This is a genomic window from Marinobacter sp. KMM 10035 (genome assembly GCF_046537445.1).
GTDB classification, from domain to species: domain Bacteria; phylum Pseudomonadota; class Gammaproteobacteria; order Pseudomonadales; family Oleiphilaceae; genus Marinobacter; species Marinobacter sediminicola.
This window is the reverse complement of record NZ_JBBVMG010000002.1, coordinates 528,049-540,309: the sequence shown is the minus strand read 5'-3', so window position 1 is coordinate 540,309 and position 12,261 is coordinate 528,049. Positions and strand designations below refer to the sequence as shown.

Sequence of the window (12,261 nt, the reverse complement as noted above, 5' to 3'; positions counted from 1 at the left end):
GTGCATGTTGCAACACGCGCGACCGAGAAGCTTCGTGGAGGTCGGCAATATACTGGGGAGCTTACTGGTGTTCATCCGAACCAACCCATGCAAAATTGCAGCACCGCAGTATTCATGCAGTGCCAGTGTAAAGCTTATCCAGCCCAGCCAGGACTCTCAGGTTATTGTGCAGCAGGCCCTGCGGCCTATGTGTTACGTCGGGGGCATTTGTCGCCAGCGTATACGGCCCGTTGGGATGACTTGCCAAAGGTTCGCTAAAAAACAAAAGCGAACATTCGTACTGCAAGAATATCTCGCCACATATCCTGTACAAGGGACCAGCATTTGCCTCTGCATCACACCTGTGAAAAGCTCGTTGATAAGGTGTCCACTAAAGTGGGGCAGGAGCATCGTTTATTGCTGGCGTTATGCACCTGGCTCGGAGTTAACTAATGGATTTTGTTGGTAGTTTTCTCTATCGGCTACTGAAAGACCTCTTGAAATGGGGGATTCCCGATAAGTGAGTGTTTGGAGAGGATTGAAGAGTTGGGTTCTACCCCGTTACTGCGGGCACTTCTAAAAAGAGGTCACGGGGAGGGCTGGCGAGCCCCCTCGGCCCCCTCTAGGTAATTAAGGGGGGAGGGAGACTTCAAAGGTTAGCTAGGCATAAACTTTAATGCAGAAGGTTCAGGTACAGGTCGTCGAAGTAAACATCGTTATCATTGCCTTCGTGACGTGTTCCTCCAATATATACCTTAATGCTCCGAACACCTGCGGGCATTTGATTAATTATAGTCACTGTTTCCCAGCTCTGGATGGAGCTGCTGCTATGGGTTCCGGAAGAACTCCAAGGTATCACGTTGTCATTAGCATCAAGCAGCTCTACGACCAGTTCTGGTTCGTCCACTCCATTCCACGTAGCTATCTTAGCGCCTAATTCGATGTATACTTTTCCCGAGTCAATCATATCCTGGTAGCCCGAAACATCTACAACTTGGTAAGCCGTGTCTGTACAGCAGTCAGTTGGGTGTGCGTTGCCAAAACCTCGGCCTGTGAAGTAGTAATCGCCTTCGGATGCGTTAAGCACATTGGGGTCGTTGACACCGGTTACAGCGTTGACTGATCCGCTGGCAATTGTCCAGCCAGTGAGGTCGCCAGTCTCTGCGTCGCCATTAACTAAAAGGTTGGCGGTACGAGACCCTTCCAAGTTGAATTTGTAGTTATTACTCCAAACAGACCAGTTCATGTTTTTATCTCTTACACGAGCCTTCCAGTAGTACGAAGTGCCAGGTTTTAACCTTAGGTTTGGTCTGGAGCGTCCTTGGTATTCATCGTACGTAGATACGTGGGTATTTTGACCCGAGAAGCGTTTGTTCCAGCGGTAATGGTCATCCCCGCCAAGACGTATGGTTTTCTGTTGCAGCAGGGACGAAAGGTCAAGTTTGAGCAGGTTTACACCCTGCTGGGTATCAATGGCGTCGAAGCCTGCGTACTCATCACCACCAACCAATGGCGCTTCGTCATAGAAAAAATTATGTCGCCGCGTGTCGTTACCCCAAATATCAAAAACTGGCCCCGAAAAGTTTTCTGTTTCAGCGATCTGCCAATGTACTTCATGAACTGAATCTGGCGCTCCAACTTGGACCGCCAACTGAACGTTGGACGCAGCCAATTCTCCGGTTCCAGATGTGGCTTGTGGCAAATTGTTGTTTGTTGCCGGAGCAAAAGTGACCTTATCGACAACCTCAAAGTCGGTGTCACCGTTATAGCCACCTTTCTTGCGGCGCAAGGTGACAGAGGGATCCAGGTCGAATTGGTATGTCAGTACGCTATAACCAAACTCGCTGCGGCTGACTTCAAAGGTTTCATAGTCGCTGATCTGGCCATTCTGGAAGCCTGGATCATTCAACGGTTCAATATATCCAGATACGCTGGCAGCGTTAAGCCATAGGTGTTGGGAATCCATCGATTGGCCACGAGAGTACGAATGCGTATGGCCAAAGAAGTGCCCCGTAACAGCGCCTGTGCGAGCACTGTATTGCTCCAGCTCGGACACCAGTTCACAGGAGCCAACGCTCTCCCCGGAATTCCACATTTCGGAGAGGCAGCCATGGTGGAACATCCCCATTACAAACGTTTTATTTTGGATTTCGGCGTCTTTGAGGGTTTCGCGGAGCCATTGACGCTGTATGGCCAGGGTTTCTCGATTGAAGAGCCCGTGGTAGCCCGAGATTGGATAGCTGTCGAGACCGATTAAACGTAAATCTAGGTAGTCTAGGAAGTACCAGTGGTCTTCATACCCTGCAGACCCATTGGCTGGTGGTGCCATGTAGGTGCGGTAAAGTTCAAGCTCAGCATCGCCATAATAGTCATGGTTACCTGGAACTGTCACGAGCGGTACATAAGGGGTTATCTCCGCCATCCGACCGAACAGTTGCTCTCTCCAGTGTGTGCGGTCGCTACCGGTCTGTACGACATCGCCGGAGATCGTAATGGCTGCGATGTTTTCCGCGCAGGTTTCCGGCCGCGTGCGATCGCACTCCTTAGTCATGAATCCGTCGGCCACCACGTTGTTCAGTACGACTTCGTACATGGCGCGATCTAGCTGGGTGTCGCTAATGGCAATGAACTTTGCTTCAGAAACGCCGTCACCAGGGTTAGGCCATGTTTTGAACGCAAACGGTTGGGTTACCCGCTGGTTTCCTTCAGCATCTTTCGTCAGTACGTAGTACTCATACAGGGTGTTGGACTCTAACTCTGTCAGCGGCGCGCGATATACCAAACCATCGCTGGAGTGTGTCTCACCGGCAACCTTGCGGAACTCTTCATTGGAGCCAAATGAGCGAGCCCACACCTGCGGTTCACTGTTTTTAGTTTCAAACATCACCGTCATGGTGTCCGTACTCGGTGCCTGCAGGTAGGGTTGTACGATAAAGTCGGGGGGCGCATCCGCGTGTGGTGGGGGGATGACGACCGGGTCAGGCACGGCTGGAATGTCGGGGGTGCCGGTATTTGAGTTGTTCGAATCCGAAGAGTCGCCACATCCCGCTAGTAACAGGGCTGACAGCCCTAGGGCAAGGGCAAAACGATAATCGAAAAGCATGGAATCTCCTTGGTGTATACCAGAATAGGGTTCCAGCTAATCATAGGTGGGAAACATTTCAAGCATGTGACCGTAGTGTTTCAAATACCTTTTGCGGTGTCACAATGCTGCATTAAACTGCAGTTATGCTCTCTTGTTTTTCGATACGGAGTTTTGTTGCATGCCAGAGAATATCGCCACCTCAGAGACCAGCTCGCCGCTGTATTTGCGTGTAAAAGACCAGCTGGCTGAGCAGATAGAGCGGGGAGAGGTGACGGCGAACACCAAACTGGCCTCGGAGCGGGTTCTTGCCGAACGTTTTGAGACCACGCGAGTAACAGCCCGGCTTGCGCTGGCTCAGTTGGAAGCAGAAGGGCGTATATATCGCTCCAACCGAAGGGGATGGTTTGTGTCCCCGCCACGCCTGATCTACAACCCCACGGAAGATTACAGTTTTTCGGATAATGCGGTTTCCCAAGGGCGCCTGCCTCGAACGGAGACGCTTGAGGTTCGCCGCACTTTTGTCTCAGCTTGGCTGGCGGGTAAGACAGGTCTTGATACTGGTGATCCGGTTGTGCTCGTCCGACGCCGACGTTATCTGGATGAGCGGTCTGTGCTGGTGGAAAACATTTATCTCAATCCACGTCGACTCCCTGGCATCAAAGATTGTGATTTTAATCGCTCCCTGTGGAAGCTTCTGCGCGAACGATACGGCGTTGACTTGGTTCAGAAAAAAATTGAAATGTTTCCCACCGCGTTGGTGGATCCTCAGGCAGGCGCCCTGAGCGTCAATGCTGGTACTGCAGGACTTTGCGTGAACCGCTGTAGCCGCGACGCTGCCGGCGTTTTTGTGGAGTTTGATGAGGAGTTTTGGCTCCACGACACTCTCAGTATTCTGGTGAATGTAGCCTGACTCCGTTCGCTATTTTGTCATCCATCGTTCATTGAACTGTCACAACTTTCCTTGATTCTGGTCTATACCAGAATCAACGGAAACGTATTATGTCTATTTCTTGTCATCCGGATGTGGTCGTTATTGGCGGCGGCATCCTGGGATGTTCCATTGCCAGCTATCTCAGCCAGCAACCCGGCTTGGCCGTGACCGTCATTGAGCGTGGAGGTCTGGCCGAGCAAACCACCAGTCAAGCAGCCGGCTTGTTGACCAGAATTCGACCCTCCTCAGGTCTTACGGCTCTCGCGACGGAGACCTTTGAAGCCATTGACCGGCTAGAACAGGGCTCCGGTGTACCGCTACCACTTCAGCGAGCCGGCAGTTTGCAGGTTGCAGCTTCTGCGTCAGGGCAATGTCAGCTCGAGACTCTGGCCCTCAGAGCGGCCGAATTTGGTCGGGATACCGAATGGTTTGATAACTCCGAAGCGGAAAAACTGGCTCCTTGGCTGGCTCTGGAGGCGGGGACTCGAGCTCTGTTTCTGCCAGATGATGGTTATATCGACCCTTATGCATTGTGCATGGCATACGCCCGTGAGGCCCGGCGCAACGGTGTCCGTTTCCAGTTGTACCACGAAGTTACGTCGTTGATTGGGTCAGAGAGCCGAGTGACAGGTGTTCGGCTTTCAACCGGCGATACGGTGCAGGCGGGTTTGGTGATTGATGCCGCCGGCCCCTGGAGCACGGCGCTGGCTCACCAGCAGGGCATCAATCTGGCTATGGCGCCGATCCGCAGTCACTACTGGATTTCTGCACCTCACTCGAGGATAGCTACCGGGGGGCCCATAACCATCCTGCCTGACAGCGGTGCCTACGCGCGGCCAGAAGTAGGCGGCCTGCTGTTCGGCTTGCGCGATAACCGCGCGGTCTACGCCCGACCGGATGCTCTCCCCAATAATCTGCATGGCTATCGCTTCGATGTTGACCCTACCGGCGGTGAGGCTTTGGAAGAAGGCTATCCGTCATTTCATCGACAATGTCCGGTGATCGAAGAGCTGAGCCTCGCCCATTACATCAGCAGTGTTTCCAGTTATACGCCTGACAGCGCCCCTCTGGTTGGTGCCATGCCCGGTGTTGATGGATTCGTCGCTGCCACTGGGTGCTCGGGGGCCGGTATTGGGCTGTCGGGTGGTATCGGACGTCTGGTTTCAGATTTGGTTACCGGTAAGCCCCCATTTGTTTCGCCCAACGATTTTAGACTGGACCGGTTTGGCCCAGTCGATTCTTTTGATGCCACTTTTATCAAGCGCTGCGCCGAAGCTCGGGCCCGCAAGCGCTCCGGTTAAAACCACGGAGACTAATCATGTTTCAGAAAGATCCATACCTTCTCACTCCCGGTCCGTTGACAACCAGCCTGACAGTGAAGCAGGCAATGTTGCGGGATTGGGGTTCTTGGGATAACGACTTCAATGACATGACCGCCGATGTTTGTCGACGACTACTGGAAGTGGCACACGGTGAAAAGAGTCACGTGTGTGTCCCGATACAAGGCTCGGGTACCTTCGCGGTTGAGGCTGTTTTGGGCACTCTAATCGATCCGGATAGCCTCACGCTGGTGCTAATAAATGGCGCCTATGGGCAACGTATTAGCCAGATTCTGGAACGCCTTGACCGACCGTGCCTTGAGATCGACAAAGGCGATTATGAGCCGCCCAGAGGGACTGAGGTCGCGGCATTTCTGAATGAGCATCCGGAAGTGAAACAGGTTGTTGTGGTCCATTGCGAAACCAGCTCCGGCATTCTCAACCCGATCGCAGAGATTGCCGCTGTTTGTGAGCAGGCGGGTGCTCGTTTGATTATTGATAGCATGAGTGCCTTTGGGGCTTTGCCTGTAAACGTTTCGGAGTTGCCCTGTGCAGCGCTGATCTCTTCAGCGAATAAATGTTTTGAAGGAGTTCCCGGTTTTGGTTTCGCCATCATTGAGCGGTCGCTGTTGGAAGGTTCTCAGGGCCGTTGTCACAGCTTATCGCTAGATTTGCATGATCAGTGGCGTTATATGGAAAAGAGTGGTCAGTGGCGGTATACCCCGCCGACCCACGTAGTGGCAGCTTTTCAGCAGGCACTTAAAGAGCATGAGGCCGAAGGAGGGGTATCGGGACGACTGGCCCGTTATGCTCGCAACCGTAACCGGCTGGTGGCCGGCATGCGTGAACTGGGGTTTGAGACTCTGCTGGCGGACGAGTGGCTGTCACCCATCATCACTACCTTCCTGTCTCCCAACGCCTCGACGTTCAACTTTCGCCATTTTTACGACGAGATCAAGCGACAGGGCTTTGTCATCTATCCAGGAAAGCTCACGGTCACCGACAGTTTTCGAGTCGGCTGCATCGGCCAGTTATTTGATGAGCAAATGGACGACGTTATTTCTGCCGTGGCCAAAGCCTGCGAAAACATGGGGCTGGCACTTCCTGTTCCTCCCCCTGCCTTGACCCCTGAAAACCTAAAATCCGCCTGAAGGAGTTGTTATGTACCGTTATACCCGATCGTACACCGGGCCTGTACAGGCCGTTATTCTGGATCTTGCTGGCACCTGTGTGGACTTTGGTTCCTTGGCGCCTATCCAGGCATTTCTTAAGCTCTTTGAATCTGAAGGCTTGTCGTTAAGTGAGGCAGAGGCCCGGGAACCTATGGGGACAGAAAAACGAGAGCACATCCGGCAACTGCTGGTTATGCCTCGAGTTAGACAGCAATGGCTAGAGCGCTTTGATCTTGCGCCTACTGATGACGACATTGAACGTCTCTACCAGGCTTTTGTTCCTTTCCAACTGCAGTCTATTGTACAACGATCTGAGTTGATTCCTGGGGCCCTGAAGCTGCAGGAGTTTGCCCGAGCCCACGGCATCAAATTGGGTGTTAATACAGGGTACAGCCGAGAGATGGTGGATGTAATGTTGTCGGAACTGATCCGTCAGGGTTTTGAGCCGGAGAGTGTGGTCTGCGCCACCGAGGTGCCCATGGGTCGTCCCGCACCTTACATGAGTTTTTGCAACGCTATCGAGCTGGGAGTGACTGCAGTTCAGGGCTGCGTGAAAGTGGATGATACCGCTACGGGCATTGAGGAGGGGTTGAATGCCGGTATGTGGACCGTTGCCGTGGTGGCATCGGGAAATGCGGTAGGCCTTTCTCGAGAGCAGTTTGATCGGTTAGAGGATGCGGCGCGCGCAGAGCGTCTCGCACTTGCACACAGTAAAATGGCTCTATCGGGCGCGCACTACCTTATTGATTCAATCGCAGAGTTGCCAGAGGTTTTAGCGTGTATCCAAGATCGAATTGAGGCCGGCGATTGCCCCTGAGCGGAGGAAGAAGGAAATTGTCATAGCACTGTCACGACATTGAAATCTTTGCTGTATATCGTGAGGGTGCGACTCTGGTGTAGACCAGTTGACAATTGTCCGCTCAATTTAAGATGAGGAACGTCACGTGAAAAAATTGAAACACGCTCTCGCTTTGGCCTTGTGTGCTGCAGCTTTTGGAGCTCAGGCACAGACCGGACTGACAGTTTACACCGCTCTGGAAGCAGACGACCTGAAGCGATATGCGCAGCGTTTTAATGAAGATCATCCGGACATCAAAATTAACTGGGTTCGTGATTCCACAGGGATTGTCACAGCTCGTCTGTTGGCAGAGAAAGAGAACCCGCGTGCCGATGTTGTTTGGGGGCTCGCGGGTACCAGTCTGCTGATGTTGAAAAACGAAGGTATGCTGCGGCCATATTCCCCTGAAGGGCTGGAAAAGCTGTCTCCAAAGTTCCGCGATTCTGGTGATGAGCCTTCTTGGGTAGGCACGAATGCCTGGATGGCAGCCATCTGTGTTAACACAATTGAGGCCGAAAAAGAGGGGTTACCCATCCCCTCTAGCTGGAATGATCTCACTAAGCCGGTGTACCAAGGCCACGTAGTGATGCCAAACCCAAACTCCTCCGGAACTGGTTTTCTGGACGTTTCTGCCTGGCTGCAGATGATGGGTGAGGACGAAGGTTGGGCTTTCATGGATGGCCTGCACAACAATATCAGTCGTTACACTCATTCGGGCTCTAAGCCTTGCAAAATGGCTGCGTCTGGTGAAACCGCTATTGGTGTGTCATTCGCCTTCCGTGGTGCCCGTTTGAAAGACCAAGGTGCTCCTTTAGAGCTGGCATTCCCAAAAGAAGGTTTGGGTTGGGAAGTGGAAGCTGCAGGCATCATTAAAGGTACATCTAAGGTCGATGCCGCCGAGACACTCGTTGATTGGGCTATTAGTCGTAAGGCGATGGAAATGTATAACGAAGGCTTCGCTATTGTGGCAATGCCGGGCGTGGCCAAACCGGTGAAACATTTCCCTATCAACGCGGAAGCGTTGATCATCGATAACGACTTTGCCTGGGCGGCAGAGAATCGCGACGCGATTCTTGCCAAGTGGCAGCAGCGTTACGACAACAAATCTGAAGCGAAATAGTTGAGTGGTTTCCGGCCCGCTTATCGGGCCGGACTTTCGATGAAGCGGGATGAGTGAGCGGAGGCTAAAACCATGAAACGGTCAATTCAGGGCAGTCGGCTGGTTGTAAAAAATGTCAGTAAGAATTTTGGTGATTTTTGTGCACTTCGGGACGTAAATCTGGATATTGAACCGGGTGAGTTGGTTTGTTTTTTGGGGCCTTCGGGGTGTGGAAAAACTACATTGTTGCGAATCATTGCCGGTTTGGAGCAGCAGTCCACTGGTTCGCTGTACCAAGGAGGTGTTGATATTTCCCTGAAACCACCTCACGCGCGTGATTTCGGTATTGTTTTTCAGTCTTACGCCCTTTTTCCGAATATGACGGTTGCGGACAATATTGCGTACGGGTTGCGCAGTGTAGGGACGTCTAAGCAACAGATTCAGCACAGGGTTTGCGAACTGTTAGCCACCGTCGGTTTGCCTGATCAGGCTAAAAAATACCCAACCCAGTTATCAGGCGGCCAGCAGCAGCGAGTGGCCCTAGCACGAGCCCTAGCACCCAGTCCGGGTTTGTTGCTGTTGGATGAGCCGCTATCGGCCCTCGATGCCAAAGTCCGTAATCACCTACGGGCAGAGATCCGACAGCTGCAGCGACAGTTGGGTGTGACCACCATTATGGTGACGCACGATCAGGAAGAAGCCCTGGCGATGGCTGACCGCGTTGTGGTGATGAACAACGGCGTGATTGAACAGGTTGGAACACCGGTAGAGGTTTATCAAAAGCCGGCTTCGGCGTTTGTGGCTGAATTTGTTGGAGCGATGAACTTCATGGACAGTTCGGCGGTAAGTGGTCGCTCTGTGCAAGTGGGAAGTCGCGTGCTGAACCTGCAGCAACAGCTGTCAGGCAGGCAGGGGCCGGTGAGGCTGGCGATTCGCCCTGAAGATATTCATCTCCAGCCCCTCACTGGAAACGGTTGGGAAGCTCAGGTTGTGTCGCTGGATTACCTAGGGGCCTTCATCCGGACCCAGATAATCCTGAGAGAGTGCGGTATGCGCTTGGTGGTTGATGTGTCCCCCCGCTCAGCCCGACAGCTTGGATTGGCCCAAGGCGTTTGGGTAAACGTAATTTTGCCCTCAGATTCGCTGCATTGTTTTGCGGCCTGAGATAGTTGTTTTTGACAGACTGAATGATGGATTTATGAACCTTTCCGCATCTGCTGATAAATTAGGGCCAATGGTTGAGAGAATGCGACAGCTGGGCCAGCGCTGGAGCTTTACGCTTTTTCTGGTATTGGGTTGTGGTGTACTGACGCTGCTTGTCCTAGCTCCTTTGTACACTCTGTTATCCAAAAGTGTGAAGAATAAAGCCGGCGATTTTGTCGGTCTGGACAATTTCGCGCAGTATCTTGGGTCAGGGGCGGTTGAATCTGCATTTTTTAATTCCCTGTGGGTCGCATCCCTGAGTATGGTAGTGGTGGTTTTGCTGGCCTTCATGGCAGCTTGGGCACTAACGAGAACTCGGCTGCCAATGACCGGGTTGATTCGTGGCATTCTCATAGTGCCAATCCTGGCACCATCACTGCTATCAGCAATCAGTCTGGTGTATCTATTCGGGAATCAAGGGGTGCTTAAAAGCTGGCTGTTTGGTGCCGAAATCTACGGCCCGATAGGGGTTGTCCTTGGTTCCTGTTTTTGGACGTTCCCCCATGCGTTAATGATTCTTCTGACCGCGATGGAAAATGCCGATGGGCGTCATTACGAAGCTGCCACGTCTTTGAAAGCCAGCCCTTGGCGAACCTTCTGGACGGTCACGGTGCCGGGTGCCCGTTACGGGCTAGTGAGTGCCGCGTTCGTGGTATTCACCTTGGTGATCACAGACTTTGGAGTACCCAAAGTGATTGGTGGTCAATTTGATGTTCTGGCCACGGATATATACAAGCAGGTGGTTGGTCAGCAACGGTTTGAAATGGGGGCGGTGGTGAGTGTGTTGCTATTGCTTCCGGCGCTTCTGGCCTTTGCCGCAGACCGTTATGTGCAGCGGAAACAGACGGCCAGCTTTACCGCTCAGTCGACACCCTATAGATCCAGAACCAACAAAGCCCGTGATTGCCTCGGCGCTCTGATGTTGCTCCCTGCGGTTGTGTTTATCCTGGCGATCATTGGTATGGCCATATACGCGTCGCTTGTAACCTTCTGGCCTTACAATTTGGATCTGAGTTTCAGGAATTACCAGTTCGATCTGATGGACGGTGGCGGCTGGGGAGCATACATAAACAGTGTTCAAATGGCGCTGGGTGTGATGGTGCTGGGAACGGCGCTGGTGTTTTTTAATGCTTGGCTAATGGAGCGGACTCCGCAACCCACTGGCCTTAAAGGCTTGTTCCATTTGTTGGCTCTGCTGCCCTTGGCGGTGCCGGGGCTGGTTCTAGGGCTTTCGTACATATTCTTTTTTAACGATCCGGATAATCCATTGAATGTGATATATGGTTCTCTATTTATCCTGATCCTATGTACAGTCGCACACTTTTATGCGGTCTCGCACCTGACGGCGATCACGGCCTTGAAGCAGCTCGACCGAGAGTTTGAGGCTGTGGGTGAGTCCCTTAATGCATCCCGCTGGCGGGTGTTAGTGACCGTTACTTTGCCGCTGTGTTTGCCGGCGATACTGGATGTGGCGCTGTACCTGTTTGTAAATGCCATGACAACAGTGTCCGCAGTGGTGTTCTTATACGGACATGACTCTCAACTGGCTTCAGTGGCCGTACTGAATATGGATGAGGCCGGAGATATTGCTCCGGCGGCGGCTATGGCGGTGCTGATCACCATCACCTGTGCCGGCGCGAAACTGGTTCAGGGGCTGTTACGGTTCTGGCTGGATCGATCCACCAGAGCCTGGCGCCAAGGAAAGACATGACCTTCTCGGCAATCTTGATTGTTTTGCTGTCGGCTCTGGCTCATGCAAGCTGGAATCTTTTTGGAAAAAGCGTCAGCCCAACTGGCGCTTTTTTTTGGTACTGCACTTTTTGGGGGGCGATACTTTCGTCACCTCTGCTTCTCTCTTACTGGGATGTTCTGCGACAATTCACTCCGCAAATATGGACGCTAGTGATTCTAACAGGCGTCTTTCAGGCCTTCTATCTGAGTGCGCTTGCGGCTGCGTATCGCCATGGAGAGATGTCCATTGTGTACCCCTTGGCCCGATCTTCTCCGCTCATCATCTTGTTGGTTGGAGCACTGTTCCTAGGGACTGCAGACAGGATCACCGCGGCGGCAGTTTGTGGCATTTTGCTGATCGTTGCAGGTTGTATGGTTCTGCCCATGCGTTATTTCAGAGATATCCGCTGGTCGAACTACGCCAACCTTGCAACGTTTTTTGCGCTGGTAGCAGCCATCAGTACAGCGGGATACTCGTTGGTGGATGATAACGCCACTCGGCAGATACGGGCGCTACCTGGTTTGGAGATCAATGACGGTGAAGTGGCGTTGTTGTTTGTCATACTACAAGCTTGGTCGGCTCTGGCTTGGCTATCTTTGGGGGTGCTGTGCCAGCCTGAAGAGCAGCGCTTGATGAGGGTTCTTGTAGGGAAATGGCGGAGCACTCTGGGTGCAGGCATTTTAATTATGGGGACCTATGTCTTAGTGGTGTGGGCCATGGCCTACGCCGAAGACGTCAGTTATGTGGTTGCATTTCGTCAGATAAGTATTCCTATGGGGGTTCTGATGGGCTGGCTGTTTTTGAAGGAGTCACTACACGGCCCCAAAATACTGGGAGTCAGTGTGATTTTGTTTGGCTTGTTTCTGGTGGTGCTGGGGTAGGGTGCACAGGTCAACGGATCGC

General features: G+C 52.7%; 10 protein-coding genes. 9 read left to right on the top strand and 1 reads right to left on the bottom strand.

Annotation, left to right across the window (positions count from 1 at the left end; translation table 11 throughout):
- The first annotated feature begins 87 nt into the window (after positions 1-87).
- Complete coding sequence (locus tag AADB16_RS14330) at positions 88-258, top strand: DUF4113 domain-containing protein (protein ID WP_410804237.1); 171 nt, start codon at positions 88-90, stop codon at positions 256-258.
- Between the two features lie 394 nt (positions 259-652).
- Here AADB16_RS14330 and AADB16_RS14325 read toward each other — a convergent pair whose 3' ends face one another.
- Entirely contained in the window at positions 653-3,082 is a 2,430-nt protein-coding gene (locus AADB16_RS14325) for a metallophosphoesterase (RefSeq protein ID WP_410804235.1), read from the bottom strand.
- Positions 3,083-3,242: 160 nt separating this feature from the next.
- On the opposite strand from AADB16_RS14325, the gene AADB16_RS14320 reads away from it, so the two are divergent.
- From AADB16_RS14320 to AADB16_RS14285, 8 genes are all read left to right on the top strand, one after another.
- Positions 3,243-3,974: a UTRA domain-containing protein gene (locus AADB16_RS14320; protein WP_410804233.1), complete on the top strand. Its 732-nt coding sequence runs from the start codon at positions 3,243-3,245 to the stop codon at positions 3,972-3,974.
- 89 nt (positions 3,975-4,063) lie between these two features.
- Positions 4,064-5,296, top strand: a complete 1,233-nt coding sequence (locus tag AADB16_RS14315; protein ID WP_410804231.1) for an NAD(P)/FAD-dependent oxidoreductase — start codon at positions 4,064-4,066, stop codon at positions 5,294-5,296.
- Positions 5,297-5,313: 17 nt separating this feature from the next.
- On the top strand, positions 5,314-6,465 hold the full coding sequence (locus AADB16_RS14310) for a 2-aminoethylphosphonate--pyruvate transaminase (RefSeq protein WP_410804229.1): 1,152 nt from the start codon (positions 5,314-5,316) through the stop codon (positions 6,463-6,465).
- A gap of 10 nt (positions 6,466-6,475) precedes the next feature.
- Positions 6,476-7,303, top strand: a complete 828-nt coding sequence (gene phnX / locus AADB16_RS14305) for a phosphonoacetaldehyde hydrolase (RefSeq protein WP_410804228.1) — start codon at positions 6,476-6,478, stop codon at positions 7,301-7,303.
- Positions 7,304-7,430: 127 nt separating this feature from the next.
- Positions 7,431-8,444: a putative 2-aminoethylphosphonate ABC transporter substrate-binding protein gene (locus AADB16_RS14300; RefSeq protein WP_410804226.1), complete on the top strand. Its 1,014-nt coding sequence runs from the start codon at positions 7,431-7,433 to the stop codon at positions 8,442-8,444.
- A 72-nt stretch (positions 8,445-8,516) separates the two neighbouring features.
- Positions 8,517-9,587 (top strand): putative 2-aminoethylphosphonate ABC transporter ATP-binding protein, encoded by a 1,071-nt coding sequence (locus tag AADB16_RS14295; RefSeq protein ID WP_410804224.1) that lies wholly within the window; start codon positions 8,517-8,519, stop codon positions 9,585-9,587.
- An 82-nt stretch (positions 9,588-9,669) separates the two neighbouring features.
- Positions 9,670-11,337, top strand: coding sequence for a putative 2-aminoethylphosphonate ABC transporter permease subunit (locus tag AADB16_RS14290; protein ID WP_410804222.1), 1,668 nt, complete (start codon positions 9,670-9,672; stop codon positions 11,335-11,337).
- Positions 11,334-12,239 carry an EamA family transporter gene (locus AADB16_RS14285; RefSeq protein WP_410804220.1) on the top strand — a complete coding sequence of 302 codons (906 nt, stop codon included), beginning with the start codon at positions 11,334-11,336 and terminating at the stop codon, positions 12,237-12,239. The genes AADB16_RS14290 and AADB16_RS14285 overlap by 4 nt, the downstream gene beginning before the upstream one ends.
- Positions 12,240-12,261 lie beyond the last annotated feature (22 nt).